17 protein-coding genes are annotated in these 21,522 nt (G+C 62.9%); 2 read left to right on the top strand and 15 right to left on the bottom strand.

Translation table 11 applies throughout. From position 1 onward, the window contains the following. Positions 1 to 27: 27 nt before the first annotated feature. Positions 28 to 2,652, bottom strand: a complete 2,625-nt coding sequence (alaS, locus tag GEV38_RS19790; protein ID WP_015271263.1) for an alanine--tRNA ligase — start codon at positions 2,650 to 2,652, stop codon at positions 28 to 30. Between the two features lie 265 nt (positions 2,653 to 2,917). On the opposite strand from alaS, the gene GEV38_RS19795 reads away from it, so the two are divergent. Then, positions 2,918 to 4,198: a M91 family zinc metallopeptidase gene (locus GEV38_RS19795; RefSeq protein ID WP_054572796.1), complete on the top strand. Its 1,281-nt coding sequence runs from the start codon at positions 2,918 to 2,920 to the stop codon at positions 4,196 to 4,198. 21 nt (positions 4,199 to 4,219) lie between these two features. On the opposite strand, the gene astE is transcribed toward GEV38_RS19795, so the two are convergent. The 13 genes from astE to acs all read right to left on the bottom strand — a co-directional run bounded on the left by astE (position 4,220) and on the right by acs (position 19,047). Then, positions 4,220 to 5,227 carry a succinylglutamate desuccinylase gene (astE, locus tag GEV38_RS19800; protein WP_173895925.1) on the bottom strand — a complete coding sequence of 336 codons (1,008 nt, stop codon included), beginning with the start codon at positions 5,225 to 5,227 and terminating at the stop codon, positions 4,220 to 4,222. A gap of 10 nt (positions 5,228 to 5,237) precedes the next feature. Beyond that, positions 5,238 to 5,528, bottom strand: a complete 291-nt coding sequence (locus GEV38_RS19805; protein ID WP_003256592.1) for a topoisomerase II — start codon at positions 5,526 to 5,528, stop codon at positions 5,238 to 5,240. Positions 5,529 to 5,542: 14 nt separating this feature from the next. Next, the gene (astB, locus tag GEV38_RS19810; protein WP_015271266.1) at positions 5,543 to 6,892 is read right to left on the bottom strand and encodes an N-succinylarginine dihydrolase; all 1,350 of its coding nucleotides are present in this window, start codon (positions 6,890 to 6,892) and stop codon (positions 5,543 to 5,545) included. A 23-nt stretch (positions 6,893 to 6,915) separates the two neighbouring features. Next, positions 6,916 to 8,379, bottom strand: coding sequence for a succinylglutamate-semialdehyde dehydrogenase (gene astD / locus GEV38_RS19815; protein ID WP_015271267.1), 1,464 nt, complete (start codon positions 8,377 to 8,379; stop codon positions 6,916 to 6,918). Further along, the gene (gene astA / locus GEV38_RS19820) at positions 8,380 to 9,408 is read right to left on the bottom strand and encodes an arginine N-succinyltransferase (RefSeq protein WP_013973651.1); all 1,029 of its coding nucleotides are present in this window, start codon (positions 9,406 to 9,408) and stop codon (positions 8,380 to 8,382) included. A gap of 78 nt (positions 9,409 to 9,486) precedes the next feature. Continuing rightward, positions 9,487 to 10,506, bottom strand: a complete 1,020-nt coding sequence (gene aruF / locus GEV38_RS19825) for an arginine/ornithine succinyltransferase subunit alpha (RefSeq protein WP_013973652.1) — start codon at positions 10,504 to 10,506, stop codon at positions 9,487 to 9,489. 147 nt (positions 10,507 to 10,653) lie between these two features. After that, the gene (locus GEV38_RS19830) at positions 10,654 to 11,874 is read right to left on the bottom strand and encodes an aspartate aminotransferase family protein (RefSeq protein ID WP_054572798.1); all 1,221 of its coding nucleotides are present in this window, start codon (positions 11,872 to 11,874) and stop codon (positions 10,654 to 10,656) included. 560 nt (positions 11,875 to 12,434) lie between these two features. Next, positions 12,435 to 13,415 carry a transcriptional regulator ArgR gene (gene argR / locus GEV38_RS19835; protein WP_054573802.1) on the bottom strand — a complete coding sequence of 327 codons (981 nt, stop codon included), beginning with the start codon at positions 13,413 to 13,415 and terminating at the stop codon, positions 12,435 to 12,437. A gap of 98 nt (positions 13,416 to 13,513) precedes the next feature. Then, a complete protein-coding gene (locus GEV38_RS19840) occupies positions 13,514 to 14,278 on the bottom strand; it encodes an ABC transporter ATP-binding protein (protein ID WP_013973655.1) in 765 nt (254 codons plus the stop codon). A gap of 22 nt (positions 14,279 to 14,300) precedes the next feature. Then, the gene (locus GEV38_RS19845) at positions 14,301 to 14,999 is read right to left on the bottom strand and encodes an ABC transporter permease (protein ID WP_003260115.1); all 699 of its coding nucleotides are present in this window, start codon (positions 14,997 to 14,999) and stop codon (positions 14,301 to 14,303) included. Next, the gene (locus GEV38_RS19850) at positions 14,996 to 15,685 is read right to left on the bottom strand and encodes an ABC transporter permease (RefSeq protein ID WP_003260113.1); all 690 of its coding nucleotides are present in this window, start codon (positions 15,683 to 15,685) and stop codon (positions 14,996 to 14,998) included. Before GEV38_RS19850 ends, GEV38_RS19845 begins: the two co-directional genes overlap by 4 nt. A gap of 88 nt (positions 15,686 to 15,773) precedes the next feature. Continuing rightward, positions 15,774 to 16,559, bottom strand: a complete 786-nt coding sequence (locus GEV38_RS19855; protein ID WP_054573801.1) for an ABC transporter substrate-binding protein — start codon at positions 16,557 to 16,559, stop codon at positions 15,774 to 15,776. Positions 16,560 to 17,085: 526 nt separating this feature from the next. Next, positions 17,086 to 19,047, bottom strand: a complete 1,962-nt coding sequence (acs, locus tag GEV38_RS19860) for an acetate--CoA ligase (RefSeq protein WP_015271271.1) — start codon at positions 19,045 to 19,047, stop codon at positions 17,086 to 17,088. Positions 19,048 to 19,445: 398 nt separating this feature from the next. Between acs and GEV38_RS19865 the strand changes: the two genes are divergently transcribed. Beyond that, the gene (locus tag GEV38_RS19865; protein WP_003260110.1) at positions 19,446 to 19,700 is read left to right on the top strand and encodes a DUF2790 domain-containing protein; all 255 of its coding nucleotides are present in this window, start codon (positions 19,446 to 19,448) and stop codon (positions 19,698 to 19,700) included. 152 nt (positions 19,701 to 19,852) lie between these two features. Here the strand turns inward: GEV38_RS19865 and GEV38_RS19870 are convergent, their stop codons facing one another. Continuing rightward, positions 19,853 to 21,412: a sigma-54-dependent phenylalanine hydroxylase transcriptional regulator PhhR gene (locus tag GEV38_RS19870; RefSeq protein ID WP_015271272.1), complete on the bottom strand. Its 1,560-nt coding sequence runs from the start codon at positions 21,410 to 21,412 to the stop codon at positions 19,853 to 19,855. Positions 21,413 to 21,522: the final 110 nt, after the last annotated feature.

Below are 21,522 nucleotides of genomic sequence, written 5' to 3' on the forward strand. Positions count from 1 at the left end.
GGCGACTAGACCGCCGGCCCCCTCATCTCAAAGTCCCTGCTCTGCGAATGGCACGGCCAGCGCCAGGGCCTGGTCCAGTGCGGCGACGTCGACGCCGCCACCCTGAGCCATGTCCGGACGACCACCGCCCTTGCCACCCACCGCCGCAGCGGCTTGTTTCATCAGATCGCCAGCCTTGAGTTGGCTGGAGAGGTCCTTGGTCACGCCGGCCACCAGCACAACCTTGCCCTCATGCTCGCTGCCCAGCAGGATCACTGCGTGGCCGAGCTTGTTCTTCAGCTGATCGACCAGCGCCAGCAGTGCCTTGCCGTCCTGTCCATCCAGGCGGGCGGCGAGCACCTTGGCGCCCTTGACCTCAACGGCCGCGTTGGAGAGATCATCCCCGGCGGCGCTGGCGGCCTTGGCCTGCAGCTGTTCCAGCTGCTTCTCCAGCTGGCGGTTGCGCTCGAGCACAGCCGACAGCTTGTCGATCAGGTTGTCGCGGTTACCCTTCACCAGCTGCGCGGCTTCCTTGACCTGCTCTTCGGCAGCGTTCAGGTAGGCCAGCGCAGCAGCGCCGGTGACCGCTTCGATACGGCGCACGCCAGAGGCCACGCCGCCTTCGCTGATGATCTTGAACAGGCTGATGTCACCGGTGCGCTTGGCGTGGATACCGCCGCACAGCTCCACCGAGAAATCGCCGCCCATGCTCAGCACACGCACGGTGTCGCCGTACTTCTCGCCGAACAGCGCCATGGCACCCTTGGCCTTGGCGGTTTCGATGTCGGTCAGTTCGGTTTCCACCGCAGTGTTCTTGCGCACTTCACGGTTGACGATGTCTTCCAGGGCCTTGATCTGCTCCGGTTTCACCGCCTCGAAGTGGCTGAAGTCAAAACGCAGGCGCTGGCTGTCGACCAGCGAGCCTTTCTGCTGTACGTGTTCGCCCAGTACCTGGCGCAGCGCTTCGTGCAGCAGGTGGGTGGCGGAGTGGTTCAGCGAGGTGGCGTGCTGCACGTCGGCATCGACCTTGGCCTCGACCGGGGAGCCGATCACCAGCGCACCGCTGGCAACCACGCCGTGGTGCAGGAAGGCACCACCGGTCTTGGTGGTGTCGCGCACGTCGAAGCGCGCAGCGCCAGCCTGCAGGTAGCCGGTGTCGCCCACCTGGCCACCGGATTCGGCGTAGAACGGCGTGCGGTCGAGCACGACCACGCCCTGCTCGCCTTCACCCAGCTGGTCGACGGCCTGGCCGTCCTTGTACAGGGCGATGATCTTGCCCTGGCCTTCGGTGGCCTCGTAGCCGAGGAACTCGGTGGCGCTGTCGACCTTGACCAGGCTGTTGTAGTCCATGCCGAAGGCGCTGGCGGAACGGGCACGTTCACGCTGGGCGTCCATCTCGCGCTCGAAACCGGCTTCGTCGATGGTCAGCTCGCGCTCACGGGCGATGTCGGCGGTCAGGTCCATCGGGAAGCCGTAGGTGTCGTACAGCTTGAACACCACGTCGCCCGGCACCACATCACCCTCGAGCTGGGCCAGGTCCTGCTCAAGGATGCGCAGGCCCTGCTCCAGGGTCTTGGCGAACTGTTCTTCTTCAGCCTTGAGCACGCGCTCGATGTGCGCCTGCTGGCTGTTCAGTTCCGGGAAGGCCTCGCCCATTTCAGCGACCAGCGCGGCAACGATCTGGTAGAAGAAGCTGCCTTTGGCGCCCAGCTTGTTACCGTGGCGGCAGGCGCGGCGAATGATGCGGCGCAGCACGTAGCCACGGCCTTCGTTGGACGGCAGCACGCCGTCGGCGATCAGGAAGCCGCACGAACGGATGTGGTCGGCGACCACTTTCAGCGAGGCCTGGCCCTCATTGCTGCAACCGATGGCCTTGGCCGCGGCCGACAGCAGGTTCTGGAACAGGTCGATCTCGTAGTTCGAGTGCACGTGCTGCAGCACGGCGCTGACGCGCTCCAGGCCCATGCCGGTGTCCACAGACGGCGCTGGCAGCGGGTGCAGCACGCCGTCGGCGGTGCGGTTGAACTGCATGAAGACGTTGTTCCAGATCTCGATGTAGCGATCGCCGTCTTCTTCCGGCGAGCCGGGTGGGCCGCCCCAGATGTCCGGGCCGTGGTCGTAGAAGATCTCGGTGCACGGGCCGCATGGGCCGGTGTCGCCCATGGTCCAGAAGTTGTCGGAAGCGTACGGGGCGCCCTTGTTGTCGCCGATGCGCACCATGCGCTCGGCCGGCACGCCGACTTCCTTGGTCCAGATATCGTAGGCTTCGTCGTCAGTGGCGTAGACGGTGACCCAGAGCTTTTCCTTGGGCAGGTTCAGCCATTTTTCCGAAGTCAGGAAGGTCCAGGCGAAAGTGATCGCGTCGCGCTTGAAGTAGTCACCGAAGCTGAAGTTGCCCAGCATTTCGAAGAAGGTGTGGTGACGCGCGGTGTAACCGACGTTTTCCAGGTCGTTGTGCTTGCCACCTGCGCGCACGCACTTCTGGCTACTGACGGCACGCGTGTAGGCACGCTTCTCCGCACCGAGGAAGCAGTCCTTGAACTGGTTCATGCCGGCATTGGTGAACAGCAGGGTCGGGTCGTTGTTCGGGATCAGCGAACTGGAGGCGACTCGGGTATGTCCCTGCTCTTCGAAGAAGCGAAGGAAGGCTTCACGGATTTCTGCGCTTTTCATAGGTTCTTCCACGGAAACGGCGGCCGTTTGGGCTAATACGTCGAATCGACGAAACGACGGCAAAGGGCGCCATTATATCCAGCCTGAACGGGAGATACAGTGTGTTTGTACACCAGAACAGCAATCGGCGGATGAAAAGCCGTTCATTAGCACGACCAGGGCGGAAAAGCAGACCTGCGGGCCCACCCATGCGGTACATAAGCAACACCTGACCCGGGCAGTGGAACGGGATCCTGCCGACCCACCCTCGCTGCCGGAGCACTCCATGCCTGAGCTGAACATATCCAAACTCCACTCGGACCCGCATCCGCTACCCCACGGCATCATGCAGACCAACCCGAGACCGATCTACTACATCGACGCCCGGGAACCCGGCCACTCGCAAACCGCCTTCGACAATAACGAAGACAACCCTCGGCAGCAGACCGAGGTCAAGTACATCCAGGCCGACGAAAATGTGCGAATCACCCTCGAACGCGCCTATCCATTGGGCCGGCGCTATCGCCGCAGCACCCCGAACAGCGAGTTGCTGGTCTTCAACGTGGCCCCGCGTGCGCTGCGCGCGAATGAACAGCAAAATCGCGTACGTATCGCCCCGCGCGAATGCCTGCTGGAAGTTACCATCAACGATGCGGTATTCATGGTCCCCGCGCATACCGCCCAAGCCATTGCCATTCGCCTCACCGATGGCAATCACCACGTGGTCATCGCCCCGGAGGTGAAGAAGACGGTGCTGATCGACATGATAGGGACCGGCAACAGGATCGAGACCGGCGCAGGTATCGTCCACATCGACGCCCATACCGGCACGCACCAGATTGTGGTCGGTAGCGGCCCGGTACTCATCGACAAGGGCGACGCGGTTGTCAACGTCACGGGGCACCGCCTGCTTGGCCGCGAGTCCTCCAGGGTCGAGCTCTACCGCAATGCCGAAAACGATGCACGACTGGCCCGGCCCGTGATGGACGAACATCAGGCCCTGGGCAATATCGGCGTGCAAGTGACGGGTAGCGACCAATTCAGGCAAGCGGCAGAGGACGCGCTGGAACTGCTGCGCAAACTACCCTGTGGCCAGGCGCTACTGGCGGCCCTGGATAAAAAGGCCGGGCAGTCCGGAGCCCCGATCAGCGTGATCGAAGCAGCCAGACACCAATTCACGACCTATACACCCAGCGACCACGAAGAAGATGAAGACGAAGGCCACTTCATCATCGACGAAAACCAGAGTAGCTGGGGATACAGCGGCGGCACACTGGCATACAACCCAGGCTGGTCGACCGCTGCGCAACTGCCACTGCTCGACCTGTACCGCTGCCTGTGCCAAGGTTGGAACTCGATGTCAGGCACCGTCTTTCCGGGCCAGACCGAGGTTCAAGGCAAAAACGGCGCCTATCCGGTGGACAACCTGCTGCTACAGAGCATCGGCTTGCCCACCGATTGCAGGTTCACATTCGGCGGCAGCACCGCCCTGAACACCAACCCACCCGCCTTCACTGAAAACGGGCTGCGTCAGGCGTTGCAACTGGAGCTGCGCACACAGCCGTGAACCCAGGCTATCGGGGCCAGCTCAGCCTAATCGCTGGCCGGAGTCGGGAACGATCAGAATCCCCGCCCTGAGGCCATTCTTGACCTTGGGGTTGGGGAAGATGATGCGCGCGCCCTCCTCCTCGACCACCCAACGCGTCTCGGCCAGGTCCTCGGCCAGCAAGTAGCCCTTGCTCAGCTCGGAGAAGTTCTCGATGTCTGCAGGCAGGTGCAGGTGGAAGCTGTCGCTGTGCTTGATGATCTCGCGGGAAACGCTGAACAGCTGCAGGCCATCCAGCGAGCCTTCGCCTTCGGGCTCGGTGTTTTCGATGATGCTGATCAGCCGCTCCTCCAGCTTGTCGAGGTTGACGTCCTCGTTCTGGCCGAACGGGCGGGCCTTGCCCAACTCCAGGGTGAAGGCTTCGGCCTCCAACTGCTCGTAGGTGAAGGCGCTGAAAGTGATGGAAGACTTGCTCTGCAACAACACCGCCTCCATGCCCGCCGCCGCCAGGCGTGCCAGCTCGCGACGGGAATGCTTGCGCCCCTCTTTATAAGGGTACAAGGCGAACTGCTCGATCTTCGAGCCGCGGATGGCGGTATGCAGGTCGTAGTGCAGGCGGCTGCGCCCCGCCTTGCTGAAGAACACCCGGGCGAACTGTTCCAGCTCGGCGGCACGCAATGCCTCGAAGCCACTGGACAGCTCGTGGCGGCCGTTGAACAGGCGGTTGATGTCCTGCTCGATGAAGCGCTCGCCCTTGCGGATCGCTGCGGGGTTGCCAAACAGGAAAAGCACCCGGGCCTTGGGTTTGATCTTGCCATTGGCCACGCCATGCAACAGCCGCTCGAGCAACTCGATCGGCGCCGTTTCGTTGCCGTGGATGCCGGCGGACAGCAGCAGGTCCAGCCCGCAATCCTCGTTTTCGGCCGGGCGCACTTCGAGCGCGCCCTCCCCCAGCCAGCGCAAACGCGCGCCCTTGGGTGTCACTTGGGTCTTCTCGGCCGGTTCGTGATCGGTGAGGGTCAGCTCAAGCAATTTGCCAAGGGCGAGCATAGGTACTTCCTTAGTGGTGGTGGCCGCAATCGGGGCCATGGACGTGATCGTCGTCTTCGCCGACCTCCGCCGGTTCCATTTCCAGCTGCAGGCTGACCAGGTTGGTGGCCATCGGGCGCAGCAGCAGGTTGGCGTACTCGGTGTCGTCTTCCTCGACATCCACGCCGATCAGCAGCTGGCCACGACCATCCTGCTGAATCCACACTTCCTTGCCTTGCCAGACAACGGCAAAGCGGGTGCAGGAAGTTTCCAGCTGGGTGCCGTCTTCATCTTCCAGGATAAGGCGCAGGGCGTCGGTCATTGCAAAGTCTCTCTTCAAGGTTGGCGTTGGAACGGATACACCGAGCCCAACTTCAGGATCTGGGTCAATTCGTCCAGTGCCGTACGGCATTCCACCAGCAATTGCGGGTCGGCCAGGTCCGCCTCGCCAAGGCGATCGCGGTAATGCTTGTCGACCCACTGCAACAGGGTGTCGTACAGCGAGGCGGTCATGATAACGCCTTGGTTGACCGCTGCCAGTTCCGTTTCCTTCAACGCCACGCGCAAACGCAGGCAAGCCGGCCCACCGCCGTTCTGCATGCTCTGCTTGAGGTCGAACACTTTCACCTCCCGCACCGGGCCGCCCTGGCTGGTCAACTGGCCCAGATAGGCCCAGACCCGCTCGTTGTTGCGGCACTCTTCCGGCACCACCAGCAGCATGGAGCCGTCGTCGCGGCTGAGCAACTGGCTGTTGAACAGGTATGAACGCACTGCGTCCTCTACCGTCACCGCCGCCCGCGGCACGCAGATGGCCTGGAAGTTGCCACCCTTGCTGGCCAGTTTAGCTCGCAGCTGGCCAAGTACCGCGTCCGTCTCGAGGAAAGCGTCCTCGTGGTAGAACAGCACCTCGCCGTTGCCCACCGCAATCACATCGTTGTGGAACACGCCCTGGTCGATCACCGCCGGGTTCTGTTGAGCGTAGACCACGCCGTCATCGCCCAGACCATGCAGCCGGGCCACGGCCTGGGAGGCTTCCAGGGTCTGCCGGGCCGGGTACTTCTGCGGCGCCGGGTAGCGGCTGTCGAAGGCGCTGCGGCCGTAGACGAAGAACTCCACGCCGGCCTCGCCATAGGTACGGCAGAAGCGCGTGTGGTTGGCCGCCCCCTCGTCACCGAACTGTGCCACGGCAGGCAGTGCCGCGTGGTGGGCAAAGTGCTTGTCGTTGCTGAACATGGCCCCCAGTACGCGGCTGGTGGTCGGGTGCTCGATGCTGCGGTGGTACTTGCAGTTGAGGTTGGCAGCAGTGAAATGCACGCGGCCATCGGCAGTGTCGGCACTGGGGCTGACCGTGGCGGCGTTGGCCACCCACATGCTCGAAGCCGAGCAACTGGCCACCAGCAATGGCATGGCCTCCTTGGCGGCACGCTGGATCACTTCGGCATCGCTGCCGCTGAAGCCCAGGCGGCGCAGTGCAGCCACGTCCGGGCGCTCCTGCGGCGCCAGCACGCCCTGCTTGAAGCCCATGTCGGCCAGCGCTTTCATCTTCGCCAGGCCCTGGCGCGCGGCTTCGCGCGGGTTGGAACCCTGCTGGCTGTTGCTCTGCGAAGCCACGTTGCCGTAGGACAGGCCGCCATAGTTGTGGGTAGGCCCCACCAGGCCATCAAAATTCACTTCGTAGGATTTCATCGGCTAGGCTCCGTGACCTGTTGTTATAGGGTGACGCCCGGCGTCAAGGTTGCCGGCAAGGCAAGGCTGGCGGTCTCCAGCGAAGCCACGGGGTAAGCGCAGTAGTCCGCTGCGTAATAGGCGCTGGCGCGGTGGTTGCCACTGGCACCCACGCCGCCGAACGGCGCACTGCTGGCGGCACCGGTCAGTTGCTTGTTCCAGTTGACGATGCCGGCGCGGCTGCGCAGCCAGAAGTACTGGTAACGGGCGTGGGAGTCGGACAGCAAGCCGGCGGCCAGGCCGTACTGGGTGTTGTTGGCCTCATCGATGGCGGCATCGAAGTCGGCATAGCGGATCACCTGTAGCAGCGGGCCGAAGAACTCTTCGTCCGGGCGCTCGGCCACAGCGGTGACATCGACAATGCCCGGGGTCAGCAGTGCGGCATCGGCCTGTGGCTGGGTCATTTCCAGCAGCTTCACGGCGCCCTTGGCGACCAGTTCGGCCTGGGCCGCAATTAGCGCCCGCGCCGCCTGCAGCGAGATCACCGAACCCATGAACGGCGCCGGCTGCTGGTCGAACGCCCCGACCGTGATGGATCTGCTCACCTCGACCAGGCGCGCGATCAGCGCATCACCCCAGGCGCCTTGGGGCACCAGCAGACGACGGGCGCAGGTGCAGCGCTGGCCGGCGGAAATGAACGCCGACTGGATAATGGTGTACACCGCCGCATCTAGGTCCTTGACCTCGTCCACCACCAGCGGGTTGTTACCGCCCATTTCCAGGGCCAGGATCTTCTCCGGGCGGCCGGCGAACTGCTGGTGCAGCAGGTTGCCGGTGCGGCTGGAGCCGGTGAAGAACAAGCCATCGATACCTGGGTTGGCGGCCAGCGCCACACCCGTTTCGCGCGCACCCTGCACCAGGTTGAGCACACCCGCCGGCAGCCCGGCGGCAATCCAGCAATTGACGGTCAGTTCGGCCACCTTGGGCGTCAGCTCACTGGGCTTGAACACCACGCAGTTGCCAGCCAGCAGCGCTGGCACGATATGGCCGTTGGGCAGGTGACCAGGGAAGTTGTACGGGCCGAACACCGCCACCACGCCATGGGGCTTGTGCCGCAGCACGGCCGTGGCATCGGCCAGCGGGCCGCTCTTCTCGCCGGTGCGCTCGCGGTAGCTCTGCACCGAGATCCCGACCTTGTTGATCATGCTGGTGACTTCGGTCGCCGACTCCCACAGGGGCTTGCCGGTTTCCTCGCCGATGCACTGGGCCATGGCTTCGGCATGCGCTTTCAGTTGCGCGGCGAACTTCTCCAGCACATCGATACGCGCCTCCAGGCTCAATTGCGCCCAGGCCGGGAAGGCCTGACGCGCAGCCTGCACGGCGGCACCCACCTGGCTGGCGTCAGCGCCCTGCCCCTGCCAGACGACGGCTTGCGTCACCGGGTTGAGCGACTGCAGGGTTTCGCCCTGGCCAACCTGCCAATTGCCTGCGATGTAATGCGTGGTCATTTACTGGGCCTCCCGGCTTGCCGACAGCGGCACGGCGCGCACGTTGTCGCCGGCGCCCATGCGCAGGCGTTTGGCGGTCAAGGGGTCGACCACCAGGGTACCGGCAGCCAGCCGCGCAGGTGCGGCCGTGATGCGGCAGTCGTCGCGCTTGCGGTTGTGGATGATGTAAGGCGTCGCGTCATCGCCCGGCGTGCCCACCGCCAGCACCAGGGTCTGGCTCTCGCGCACGGCGCGGATCCTGGAGGTGTCGCACTCGATGGCGGGGCCGGCGTCGAAGATGTCGACGTAGCCCTGGTAGTTGAAGCCTTCCTGCTTGAGCATGGCCAGCGCCGGCTCGGTGTCCTTGTGCACGCGGCCGATCACGTTGCGCGCCGCCTCGGACAGGAAGCAGGTGTACAGCGGGAACTTCGGCATGAGTTCGGCAATGAACGACTTGTTGCCCACGCCGGTGAGGTAGTCGGCCTGGCTGAACTCCATCTTGAAGAAGTGCCGGCCCAGACTTTCCCAGAACGGCGAGCGGCCCTGCTCGTCGGACATGCCGCGCATTTCGGCGATGATCTTCTTGCCGAACAGCTCGGGGAACTCGGCGATGAACAGCATGCGCGCCCGCGACAGCAGGCGGCCGTTGAGGCCGGAGCGGTAGTCGCTGCGCAGGAACAGCGAGCACAGCTCGGAGTTGCCGGTCAGGTCGTTGGCCAGGAACAAGGTGGGGATTTCGCGGTAAATCTTCAGCTCCTGCGAGGCGCTGACGGTCAGCCCGACCCGATAGTTGTACCAGGGCTCGCGCAGGCCGACGGCACCAGCGATGGCACTGATGCCCACCACCATGCCTTCGTCGTTTTCCAGCACGAACAGGTAGTCGGTGTCGCCACGCTCGGCTTCGCCGCGGAAGCTCTTCTCCGCCCAGCCAACGCGATGCCCCAGGCGCTCTTCGTTGGCCGGCAGCGTGGTCAGCCCGGTGGTACCGGTGCTGCGTGCCAATTCGATCAACGCAGGCAAATCGCTGCTGCGTACAGGACGAACGATCATGCTATCTCCTTTTGCGGCGGCGGCGGCCGGCGCGAAACTCTTCTAACGCATCAATCCCGAAACGTCTGTTGCCAGACCTCAGACCGCAACCAGGCGCACGCTGGCACCCTCGCCCACCCCCAGCGCCTCGGCGGCTGCCGGGCTCAGGCTGACCGGCTTGCCGGGCACCCAGTCCAGGTCCAGCAGCACCGCGCGGTAGTCCTGCAACTGGCCGTTGCACACCAGGTACGGGCGCCCGCCCTTGACCGGGGCTTCCTCGAGCCTCACCGGCACAACCCGGCTCTGGGCGATCGAGCGGATACCCGAGGTACGCGCATGCAGGGTCGGGCCACCGTCGAAGATGTCGATGTAGTGCTCGGTCTCGAAGCCTTCGCGCATGAGGATGTCGAAGGTAATCTGCGCCCGCGGGTGCACCTGGCCCATGGCTTCCTGAGCCAGGTCAGGCAGCAGCGGCACGTAGATCGGGTAGTGCGGCATCAGTTCGGCGAGGAAGGTGCGGCTCTTCAGGCCGCACAGGCGCTCGGCGTCGGCGTAGTTGAGGTCGAAGAAGTTGCGACCGATGGCATCCCAGAACGGCGATTCGCCCTGCTCGTCGCTGTAGCCGACGATCTCGGTCACCACCGAGTCGGCGAAACGCTCCGGGTGAGCGGCCATGAACAGCAGGCGGCCACGCGAATTGAGCTCGGCCCAGCCACTGTTCACCAGTTCCGGCAGCACATAGAAGCTGGTCAGCAGGCTGTTGCCGGTCAGGTCATGGCACAGCGACAGCACATGGATCTTGTTGTGGATCTTCAGCTCGCGCGAGGCGTGCACGAAGGTCTCGTTACGAAAGCTGTAGAACGGCTCGGAGTAGCCCGCTGAAGCGACGATGGCCGAGCAACCGGCCAGCTTGCCGGTTTCGCTGTCCTCGAGCACGAAGAAGTAGCTTTCTTCACCGTTGAAGCTGACCTCGGCGGCGAAGGAAGTCTCGGATGCGGCGATCTTGTCGCCCAGGCGAGCGGTGTCGTCCGGCAGCGAGGTGACACCAATGGGGCTGTCTGCAGCCATGCGCTGCACTTCGTTCAGATCAGCCATTTGCGCGGGGCGCATCACCAGCATGGTGTCACTCCTTTGGAATACGGGCCGCTCACGGCGGCACGGAAAAACGGCAGATGCACTGGCACCTGCACTGGGATCGGGTATCACCGGCCCGGTACAGACTCGGGCTGAGCCTGCACCGTGGCCGGCAAAGGGACCGCGGGCGGATCAGCCCTTGGTCAGGGTGGCCACGGCGCGCTCGAAGCGGTCCAGGCCTTCGTCGATGTCGGCGTCTTCAACTACCAGGCTTGGCGCGAAGCGGACCACATCCGGGCCGGCCTGCAGCACCATCACGCCTTCTTTCTCGGCGGCGTTGAGCACGTCCTTGGCCTTGCCTTTCCAGGCCTCGGTCAGCACGCAGCCCAGCAGCAGGCCAACGCCACGCACCTGGCTGAACAGGTTGTACTTCTGGCCGATCTGCTCCAGGCGGCCCTTGAAGCGCTCATGCTTGGCCTTGATACCGGCCAGGGTTTCCGGGGTGTTGACCACGTCCAGCACCGCGCAGGCGACGGCGCAGCCCAGCGGGTTGCCGCCGTAGGTGGTGCCGTGGGTGCCGACGGCCAAGTGCTTGGCCAGTTCGGTGGTGGTCAGCATGGCACCGATCGGGAAACCGCCGCCCAGGCTCTTGGCGCTGGTCAGGATGTCCGGGGTAACGCCGTAGTGCTGGTAGGCATACAGCGAACCGGTACGGCCAACGCCGGTCTGCACTTCGTCGAAGATCAACAGGGCGTTGTGCTCGTCACACAGTTTGCGCGCGCCCTCCAGGTAGGCCTTGTCGGCCGGCACCACGCCGCTCTCGCCCTGGATCGGCTCGATCACCACGGCGCAGGTCTTGTCGGAAATCTGTGCCTTCAGCGCTTCCAGGTCGTTGTACGGCACATGGCTGATGCCGGTGATCTTCGGGCCGAAACCATCGGAGTACTTCGGCTGGCCACCGACGCTTACGGTGAACAGGGTACGGCCGTGGAAGCTGTTCACGGTGGCGATGATTTCGTGCTTTTCCGGGCCGAAGCGGTCATGGGCAACACGACGGGCCAGCTTGAAGGCGGCCTCGTTGGACTCAGCGCCGGAATTGCAGAAGAACGCACGGTCGGCAAAGGTGGCTTCCACCAGCTTGTGGGCCAGGCGCAGGGCCGGCTCGTTGGTGAACACGTTGGATACGTGCCAGAGGGTATTGGCCTGCTCGGTCAGGGCCTTGACCAGTGCCGGGTGGCAGTGGCCCAGGGCGTTGACCGCGATGCCACCGGCAAAATCGATCAATTCGCGACCCGACTGGTCCCAGACACGGGAGCCCTCGCCTCGCACAGGAATGAAGGCCGCCGGAGAATAGTTGGGGACCATGACCTGGTCGAAATCGGCACGTTGCACCGGGGCTTGCTCAACGGACATCTGAGTCTCCTGAAGAGGAACGCTGGCCTGGAAGTGGCGAGCGATGGGGGGATTGTAAGGACTGATCCGCGCCTGTCCTTGCGGCCAAGCGACAACTTGTTACAGCGCAAAACCCAGTTTTGACAAGGCTTTCGGCAATGCGACAAACACTGTCGCAATCGCGCAGTGTACGGGAGAGAGGGGGGCTGGGTGAACGGGTGTACACGAAGGTTTGTGAGGGGCCAGGGAGGTTCGGCGAAACGGGGGCGGCGCCTGTGAGACCGAGCGCCGCCCGCGCGGCGCTTCGCGGGACAAGCCCGCTCCCACATTTGTTGCAACGTGGCCATGCCTGTGGGAAAGGCGTTGCCAGCTTTGGCGGAGAGTTTGAGACTGGCGAGACGGCGGTAGCGCCAGCCGGGAAACCGCGTCAAGGCAACAAGGCTGACAACAATGGCCTGACAGGTTCGGCACGTTGCAACAAATGTGGGAGCGGGCTTGTCCCGCGAAGCGCCGCGCGGGCGGCGCTCGATTTCCGCCGCACCATCAAACCCAAGGCATACGCCCCAAACCCCCTCGAAATATCAGCCTTTTTCGGCAGGCGCCGAGCTCAGTTCGAACGGGCTGCTGCTACGCCGCTGGTTGCGATCCTCCCGCGGCGTTGCGCCAAAGAAGTTGCGGTAGGCGCTGGAAAAATGCGGCCCCGAGGAGAAGCCGCAGGACAGCCCGATCTGGATGATCGACTTGCTGGTTTGCATCAGCATCTGCCGCGCCTTGTTCAGCCGCAGCTCCAGGTAATACTGGCTCGGCACACGGTTCAGGTACTGCTTGAAGATGCGCTCCAGCTGCCGGCGCGACACGCACACGTGCTGGGCAATTTCGTCGGTGGTCAGCGGCTCTTCGATGTTGGCTTCCATCAGCAGCACCGCCTGGGTCAGCTTGGGGTGGCTGGAGCCCAGGCGGTTCTGCAGCGGAATACGCTGGCGCTCGCCACCCTCGCGAATGCGCTCGACCACCAGTTCCTCCGACACCGCCCCGGCCAGCTCCGCCCCGTGATCACGGGCCAACACTGCCAGCAGCAGGTCGGTCACGGCCATGCCGCCACAAGCGGTCAGGCGATCGCGGTCCCAGTCGAACAGGTGACTGGTGGCGATAACCTTGGGGAAGCGCTCGGCAAAATCATCCTGCCAGCGCCAGTGCACCGCAGCCCGGTAACCGTCGAGCAGGCCCAGCATCGCCAGAGGGTAAACCCCGGCCGACAGGCCGCCAATCATGCAGCCACTGCGCGCCAACTGCTTGAGCGCCGTAGACAACGCAGCCCCCACCGCCGGCGGCTGCTCGTCAGCCAACAGGAACAGCTTGTGACACCCCTCCAGGCGACCGTTCCACGGCTCGCCCGGCAAACGCCAGCTACCCTCTTGCGCCGGCTCCGCCTGCAGAAAGACCAGATCGTAGACCACCTCCGGGTGCACCCGCTGCGCCACCTGCAACACTTCCTCGGCCAGCGCCAGGGTCAAGGGCCGGGTGCTGGGCCAAATGAGAAAACCGATTCGCTGGGTGGTCATAGGGTGCGGTCCGAAACCTGAGGTCGTTCGAGTCTGTGCGCCGGGTCAGGCTGCGCTCGCCGCGCAGCATGCCCTATTCTGGTGCAAAAATGCAGCTTTTACTTCAGGCTGCCGGAGAGGAACTGCTTCAGGCGCTCCGACTGCGGGTTGGCCAGCACTTCGCGCGGGCAGCCGGTTTCTTCCACCAGGCCCTTGTGCAGGAACACCAGCTGGTTGGAAACCTCACGGGCAAAGCCCATTTCGTGGGTCACCACCACCATGGTGCGGCCTTCCTGGGCCAGCGACTGCATCACCTTGAGCACATCGCCCACCAGTTCCGGGTCCAGCGCCGAGGTCGGCTCGTCGAACAGCATGACCTCCGGCTCCATGGCCAGCGCCCGGGCAATTGCCACACGCTGCTGCTCGCCGCCGGACATGTGCCCCGGGAAGGCGTCCTTGCGGTGGGCGACTCCGACCTTGGCCAGGTAGTGCTCGGCCTTTTCCAGGGCTTCCTTGCGGTTCACGCCCAGCACGTGCACCGGCGCTTCGATGATGTTTTCCAGCGCGGTCATGTGCGACCACAGGTTGAAGTGCTGGAAAACCATCGACAGGCGCGAGCGCATGCGCTGCAGCTGACGCGGGTCGGCTGCCTTGAGCGCACCATCCTTGCCCGGTACCAGCTTCAACTCTTCGTTGTTGAGCAGGATCTTGCCGGCGTGCGGTTGCTCCAGCAGGTTGATGCAGCGCAGGAAGGTCGACTTGCCCGAACCGCTGGAGCCGATGATGCTGATGACATCGCCTGCCTTGGCCGACAGGGACACGCCCTTGAGCACTTCATGGCTGCCGTAGCGCTTGTGCAGGTCTTGGACTTCGAGTTTGTACATGCTGTCGATTCTCACAAAGCGGTCAGTGCTTGCGCGGCGCCAGGTAGCCGAGCCAGCGGCGTTCGGCCATCTTGAACAGGCGCACCAGGATGAAGGTCAGGCACAGGTAGAACACGCCCGCCGTGATATAGGCCTCGAAAGGCAGGTAGTACTGGGCATTGACCGTGCGCGCAGCGCCAGTGATGTCGATCAGGGTAACGATCGACGCCAGGCTGGTGGTCTGCAGCATCATGATCACTTCGTTGCTGTACTGCGGCAGCGCCCGGCGCAGGGCCGACGGCAGCAGGATGCGCCGGTACATCTTCATGCGCGACATGCCCATGGCCTTGGCCGCCTCGATTTCGCCATGCGGCGTGGCCTTGAGGCTGCCGGCGATGATTTCGGCGGTGTAGGCACTGGTGTTGATGCCGAACGCCAGGCAGGCGCAGAAGGTAGCGCTGGACAGCAGCGGCCACAGGAAGCTTTCGCGCACCGCCTCGAACTGCGCCAGGCCGTAGTAGATCAGGAACAGCTGCACCAGCATCGGCGTGCCGCGGATCACGTAGGTGTAAAGCCACGCCACGAGATTGACCGCTGGCTGCTTGGACACCCGCATCAGGCCCAGCGGAATGGCCGCCAGCAGCCCGAAGAACAGCGAAATCGCCAGCAGCTTGAGGGTGGTCAGCAGGCCGCCGAAATACATCGGCAGTGCCTCCCAGACGACGTTGTAGTCGAAGATCATAGTTCAGCCACCTTGACGCCAACCGAGTAGCGGCGCTCGAGATACTTCAGGGCCAGCAGCGAGATGCTGGTCAGCACCAGGTACAGGGCCGCCACCGCCAGGAAGAAGGTGAAAGGCTCGCGGGTGGCATCGGCCGCCTGCTTGGCCTTGAACATCATGTCCTGCAGGCCCACTACCGAAATCAGCGCGGTGGCCTTGGTCAGCACCAGCCAGTTGTTGGTGAAGCCCGGGATCGCCAGGCGAATCATTTGCGGCACCTGGATGCGGAAGAACACCTGGCGGTTGCTCATGCCATACGCCACGCCGGCTTCGGCCTGGCCTTTCGGAATACCAAGGAACGCACCGCGGAAGGTTTCCGACAGGTAGGCACCAAAGATGAAGCCCAGGGTACCGATACCCGCGATCAGCGGATTCAGGTCGATGTAGTCTTCATAACCGAGCAGCGGCGCAACCCGGTTGATGATGTCCTGCCCGCCGTAGAAGATCAGCAGGATCAGTACCAGGTCCGGAATACCACGAATCACCGTGGAATACAGATCGCCCAGCCAGGCCAGCCAGCGCACCGGCGACAAGCGCAGTGCCACACCGATCAGGCCGAGCACGATGGCCAGGGCCATCGACGACAGGGCGAGCTGAAGCGTCAGCCACGCCCCGTCGAGGATGACTGCCCCGTAGCCTTTCAACATGATGAGGTCCTCGACCTAGAGAATGAAAAATGGTGCAAACCTCAGAGCCTCTGCTGTTTGCACCATTGCACAGGTGAAACCCGACGTCTTATTTCGAGTCTGGACCGTAGATATCGAAGTTGAAGTACTTCTTCTCGATTTCTTTGTACTTGCCGTTGGCACGAATGGCGTCGATGGCCGCGTTGATGCGGTCGACGTTGGCCTTGTCACCTTTGCGCACGGCAATGCCGATGCCGTCGCCGAAGTACTTGGCGTCGGTGAAGGACGGCCCTACGAAGGCGAAGCCCTTGCCGGCGTCGGTCTTGAGGAAGCCATCTTCCAGCAGGGTGGCGTCGGCCACGGTGCCATCGAGGCGGCCAGCCGCCACGTCCAGGTAGATTTCGTTCTGGGTGCCGTAAGGAACCACGGTGGCACCTTTGGCGCCCAGTACTTCCTTGGCGAAGCGGTCGTGGATCGAACCGCGCTGCACACCAATCTTCTTGCCCTTGAGCTCATCCAGGCTGTCGCTGACGGCGGTACCTTCCTTCATCACCAGGCGCGCCGGGGTCAGGTAGTAGCGCTTGGTGAAGTCGACCGATTTCTTGCGGTCTTCGGTGATCGACATGGACGACAGGATGGCGTCGATCTTGCGCACTTTCAGCGCCGGGATCAGGCCGTCGAACTCCTGCTCGACCCAGGTGCACTTGGTCTTCATCTCTTCGCACAGAGCGTTGCCGATGTCGTAGTCAAAACCGGCAATGCTGCCGTCTGGCTGCTTGAAGGCGAAGGGTGGGTAGGCGGCTTCGATGCCGATTTTCAGCGGTTTTTCATCGGCCTGCGACACCAGGGAAAACACGGACAGCGCCAGGGCGCCAAGCAGTGCGAGCTTCTTCATCAGGTAACTCCATCGGTACAGGGCAATACAAGGCAGGTAACGGCTGCCCGATATGCGAATGGGTACAACGCGAGCCGCGCAGGGTTCGACCAAGGCCGCAGACCACGAGCGAGTGAGTGGCATTTTAACGACAGCCCGGTAGTCGATATTTCTTCAAAGCGACAACTACTTACAGAAGCGCTTGAAACGGCAACGGGCGATGTTGACAGCCATTGCAAAATATGCAAGAGCGCAAGAAATAGAACCTATAGTACTAGCAATTCCCGGGCCTATTATTGGCAAAGCCTTGTATTACGGCAAGTGCAGCGTGCCGTGTCGCAAAAAAGGCTGCGAAAACGCACCGAAACAGGCCGGATTTGTTTCCTGGCGCCCCGATATTGTGCGACGCCGGTGACAGAACAGTTACCGATGAATGTCGGGTAACAGTAAAGCAAAAACCCCGCCGGTTGCCCGGGCGGGGTTCTTGTTGGCGGCACAGCTCCTGTAGGCGCTCCCACAGCCCCCTACAAAATGTGCGACGCGGCTATCAGGCCGAAGCCAAGCTCATGGCCTTGTGGGTATCGATCAGGTGTTGCACCACACCCGGGTCGGCCAGGGTCGAGATATCGCCCAGGGCATCGTACTCACCCGTGGCAATCTTGCGCAGGATGCGGCGCATGATCTTGCCCGACCGGGTCTTCGGCAGCCCCGGCGCCCACTGGATCACATCCGGCGAGGCGATCGGGCCGATTTCCTTGCGCACCCAGTTCTTCAGCTCCAGGCGCAACTGCTCGCTGGCCTCGATACCGGCATTGAGGGTGACATACACATAGATGCCCTGCCCCTTGATGTCGTGTGGCACACCTACCACCGCGGCCTCGGCCACTTTCGCATGCGCCACCATGGCACTTTCGATCTCGGCAGTACCCATGCGGTGACCGGAGACGTTCAGCACGTCATCCACGCGACCGGTGATCCAGTAGTAGCCATCCTCGTCGCGGCGCGCACCGTCGCCGGTGAAGTACATGCCACGGAAGGTCTTGAAGTAGGTATCGACGAAACGGTCGTGGTCTCCGTACAGCGAACGCGACTGGCCCGGCCAGGAATCGAGGATCACCAGGTTGCCTTCGGCAGCGCCCTCGATCAGGTTGCCCAGGTTGTCCACCAGCGCCGGCACCACGCCGAAGAATGGGCGGGTTGCCGAGCCCGGCTTGAGGCCGGTGGCGCCCGGCAGCGGGCTGATCAGGATGCCGCCGGTCTCGGTCTGCCACCAGGTGTCGACGATCGGGCAACGCTCCTTGCCCACGGTCTTGTAGTACCAGTTCCAGGCTTCGGGGTTGATCGGCTCCCCCACCGAGCCCAGCAGGCGCAGGCTGGAGCCATCGGCACCTTCAACAGCAGCCTGCCCTTCGGCCATCATCGCGCGGATGGCGGTTGGCGCGGTGTACAGGATGTTGACCTTGTGCTTGTCGACGATCTTCGACACGCGCGTGATGTCGGGGTAGTTCGGCACGCCTTCGAACAGCAAGGTAGTGGCGCCGTTGGCCAGCGGGCCGTAAACGATGTAGCTGTGGCCGGTGACCCAACCCACGTCGGCGGTGCACCAGTACACCTCGCCCGGGCGATAGTCGAACACGCGCTCATGGGTGAGCGCGGCGTACACCAGGTAGCCACCGGTGGTGTGCAGCACGCCCTTCGGCTTGCCGGTGGAGCCGGAGGTATAAAGGATGAACAGCGCTTCCTCGGCACCCATCTCTTTCGGCGCGCAATGGCTGGAGGCGACTTTCATCAGGTCTTCGTACCAGATGTCGCGGTGCTGGTGCCAGGCAATGTCGCCACCGGTGCGCTTGCACACGATGATCTTCTGCACGCTGTTGGTTTCAGGGTTGGTCAGCGCCAGGTCGACGTTGGCCTTGAGCGGGGTACGCCGGCCACCGCGTACGCCTTCGTCGGCGGTAATCACGACCTTGGACTTGCAGTCGATGATGCGACCGGCCAGCGCCTCGGGCGAGAAGCCGCCGAACACCACCGAATGGATCGCACCGATACGGGCACAGGCCAGCATGGCGACCACGGCTTCGGGGATCATCGGCATGTAGATGGTGACCACGTCACCCCGGTGCACATCCTGGCCACGCAGGGCGTTGGCGAACTTGCAGACCTGCTCGTGCAGTTCGCGGTAGGTGATGTTGCGGTGTTCGGAAGGGTCGTCGCCTTCCCAGATGATGGCCAACTGGTCACCGCGCTCTTCGAGGTGGCGGTCCAGGCAGTTGGAGGAAACGTTCAGAGTGCCGTCGGCGAACCATTTGATATCGACGTGATGGTCGTCGAAGGAGGTCTGCTTGACCTTGGTGAACGGCTTGATCCAGTCGATGCGCTGGGCCTGCTCGCGCCAGAAGCCGTCCGGGTTGATCACCGATTGCTGGTACATGGCCTTGTAGGTGGCCTCGTCGGTCAGGGTGGTGGCCGCAACCTCGGGACGAACGGGATACAGTGGAGCCGCACTCATCTGTGTTACCTCGGTGTAATAGTTGTTTTTGTATGGAACCGTTTGTAACTGTACCAGAGCGACAAAAGCCATTCGACGTTGGTAGTAATTTGGTACGCCCGTTCAGACAAAGCGCTCTGGCACGCACCTTACAGCCCAGGCGAGAAATTACGGGCGCGGTTTACCAGAGGATTGTTACAGATTCTGTCAAAACACTTTATCAAAAGACCCACTGTTTCGGCCTTGGCCCCAGCCATAAAATTCACCTCGCCAGCAACGGCAAGGCGATTAACAACTGGTAACAGCCCCCACGAAGGCAAGCGTTAATCCCCCTCCAAACCTGATAGTTAAAACTAGCAATACTCGCGGCGCCATAAGCGCCGCGTGCCCCCTCACGACCTTAGACAGGTAAATTGAAAATGAAAGCTTTACTGGTATTGGTACTTGGCAGTCTTTGCGGCGCGGCGATGGCCGGCGAAGCCAAAGATGCCGAGCAGATTCCGGTTGAACAGTACAGTTACTCGCAGCACCTGGACATTGCCCGCGTCATTTCCATGAGCGAAGTGCCCAATGTGTGCGAAGTCGTGCCAGCCCGCATGACCTACGAGGACTCCAAGGGCCAGAAGCACATTCTCGAATACCGCGTGATGGGGAACGGCTGCTCGAACGGCTGATACCTTGTGAATTGGGGCCCTGCGGGCCCCTTTCGCGACACAAGGCCGCTCCTACAGGTACTGCGCAGGCTTCAAACATTGCGCAGTACCTGTAGGAGCGGCCTTGTGTCGCGAAAGGACTGCGCAGCAGTCCCGCCTTTTATAAAGGCGGATTATTCTGCAGACTTGCCAAGTGAATAATCCCTCAACTTGTTGGCAATAGTCGTATGCGAAACACCCAGTCTTTTACCTAAAGCCCGACTACTCGGGAATTCCCCCATCAAACTTTCCAGTACCGCTTTTTCAAAACGTCCGACAATCTGCGAAAGATCCCCATCCAGCGAAAATTCACCCAGCGGTTGGCGCACGCCGTAATCCGGCAAACGTATATGTTCACTTTTGACCACGCCGCCTTCGCATAACGAAACCGCCTGGAACAACACGTTTTCCAACTGCCTTACATTACCCGGCCAATGGTACTGGCCGAGTTTATCCATCGCCGCTGGCGCCAGGCGCGGCATGGCGCAGCCGATCTGCCGGCTGGCCTGGTCGAGAAAGTGCTGCACCAGCCCTTCCAGGCCATCCATGCATTCGCGCAATGGTGGAATGTGCAGCGACAACACATTGAGCCGGTGATACAGGTCCTGACGAAACTCGCCCCGGGCACACAATTCGGACAAATCCACCTGGGTCGCGCAGATCACTCGCACATCCAGGTACACCTCTTCATCGCTGCCTACGCGGCGGAAGCAGCCATCTTGCAGAAAACGCAGCAGCTTCACCTGCAAGCGTGGGCTCATCTCCCCTACCCCGTCGAGAAACAGCGTGCCACCGGCGGTCAGCTCCAGCAGCCCCAGCTTGCCCTCGGCCCGCGCCCCTTCGAATGCCCCAGGGCCGTAGCCGAACAGCTCGGTCTCGGCCATCGACTCGGGCAACCCGGCGCAGTTGAGCGCCATCAACGGCGACTGGCCGCGCGGGCTTGCCAGGTGGCAGGCACGCGCCAGCAACTCCTTGCCGGTGCCGGTCTCGCCCTCGATCAGCAAAGGCGCGTCCAGCGGCGCCATGCGCCGCGCCTCGCGCACCACCGCAGCCATTACCCGCGAGCTCTGGAAGATACTGTCGAAACCGCGCAGCTCCTGCTTGCGCACGTTATAGATGCGCTCACCGATACGGTCGGCGCGGTGCAGGGTCAGCACCGCGCCGGCCAGCGCCTCGCTGTCGTCGTGCTCGGACTGCAGCGGCGCGATATCGGCCAGGAACACATCGCCCTTGACCTTGATGCGCAGGCCGTTGATGCGCGACTTGTTGGCGCGCACCAGCTCTGGCAGGTCGAAGTCCTCCACATAGCGCGCCAGCGGCATGCCCGGCACCTCGTCCACCCGCACCCCCAGCAGCTGCGCAGCGGCACGGTTGGCGGCGACGATGCTGCCGCCCATGTCGATCGACAGTACCGGAAAGTCCAGCGCACCCAGCAACGCATTCAGCTCCATGTGTCGGCGCTCGCTGGGCATCAGCCCCACGCGCTTGACACCGAATACCCCGGCAATCGCCTCGAACTTCGGCCGCAACGCCTGGAACTGCAGATTGATCAGGTTCGGGCAATGCAGGTAGATGGCGTTGCCATGGTCACCGCCCACCTCGCCGCGCAGCACGTTGATGCCGTACTCCACCAGCAGGTTGAGGATGTCGCGCAGGATGCCAATACGGTTCTGGCAATGCACTTTGATACGCATGAGGGCTCTCGAAGCGCCAATGTTTTTCAACATCGCGCGGAAAAGTCGTAAAGATAAGCTGACAAAAACAGCCGAAGCTTCAGCCAGATGCCTCGGATTTTCCGACACCT

Source organism: Pseudomonas sp. 13159349, from assembly GCF_013305685.1.
GTDB lineage: Bacteria > Pseudomonadota > Gammaproteobacteria > Pseudomonadales > Pseudomonadaceae > Aquipseudomonas > Aquipseudomonas asiatica.

Bases quoted from the DNA above. Each gene is read 5' to 3' on its own strand.
- alaS (WP_015271263.1), bottom strand. From the start codon at position 2,652: ATGAAAAGCGCAGAAATCCGTGAAGCCTTCCTTCGCTTCTTCGAAGAG.
- GEV38_RS19795 (WP_054572796.1), top strand. From the start codon at position 2,918: ATGCCTGAGCTGAACATATCCAAACTCCACTCGGACCCGCATCCGCTA.
- astE (WP_173895925.1), bottom strand. From the start codon at position 5,227: ATGCTCGCCCTTGGCAAATTGCTTGAGCTGACCCTCACCGATCACGAA.
- GEV38_RS19805 (WP_003256592.1), bottom strand. From the start codon at position 5,528: ATGACCGACGCCCTGCGCCTTATCCTGGAAGATGAAGACGGCACCCAG.
- astB (WP_015271266.1), bottom strand. From the start codon at position 6,892: ATGAAATCCTACGAAGTGAATTTTGATGGCCTGGTGGGGCCTACCCAC.
- astD (WP_015271267.1), bottom strand. From the start codon at position 8,379: ATGACCACGCATTACATCGCAGGCAATTGGCAGGTTGGCCAGGGCGAA.
- astA (WP_013973651.1), bottom strand. From the start codon at position 9,408: ATGATCGTTCGTCCTGTACGCAGCAGCGATTTGCCTGCGTTGATCGAA.
- aruF (WP_013973652.1), bottom strand. From the start codon at position 10,506: ATGCTGGTGATGCGCCCCGCGCAAATGGCTGATCTGAACGAAGTGCAG.
- GEV38_RS19830 (WP_054572798.1), bottom strand. From the start codon at position 11,874: ATGTCCGTTGAGCAAGCCCCGGTGCAACGTGCCGATTTCGACCAGGTC.
- argR (WP_054573802.1), bottom strand. From the start codon at position 13,415: ATGACCACCCAGCGAATCGGTTTTCTCATTTGGCCCAGCACCCGGCCC.
- GEV38_RS19840 (WP_013973655.1), bottom strand. From the start codon at position 14,278: ATGTACAAACTCGAAGTCCAAGACCTGCACAAGCGCTACGGCAGCCAT.
- GEV38_RS19845 (WP_003260115.1), bottom strand. From the start codon at position 14,999: ATGATCTTCGACTACAACGTCGTCTGGGAGGCACTGCCGATGTATTTC.
- GEV38_RS19850 (WP_003260113.1), bottom strand. From the start codon at position 15,685: ATGTTGAAAGGCTACGGGGCAGTCATCCTCGACGGGGCGTGGCTGACG.
- GEV38_RS19855 (WP_054573801.1), bottom strand. From the start codon at position 16,559: ATGAAGAAGCTCGCACTGCTTGGCGCCCTGGCGCTGTCCGTGTTTTCC.
- acs (WP_015271271.1), bottom strand. From the start codon at position 19,047: ATGAGTGCGGCTCCACTGTATCCCGTTCGTCCCGAGGTTGCGGCCACC.
- GEV38_RS19865 (WP_003260110.1), top strand. From the start codon at position 19,446: ATGAAAGCTTTACTGGTATTGGTACTTGGCAGTCTTTGCGGCGCGGCG.
- GEV38_RS19870 (WP_015271272.1), bottom strand. From the start codon at position 21,412: ATGCGTATCAAAGTGCATTGCCAGAACCGTATTGGCATCCTGCGCGAC.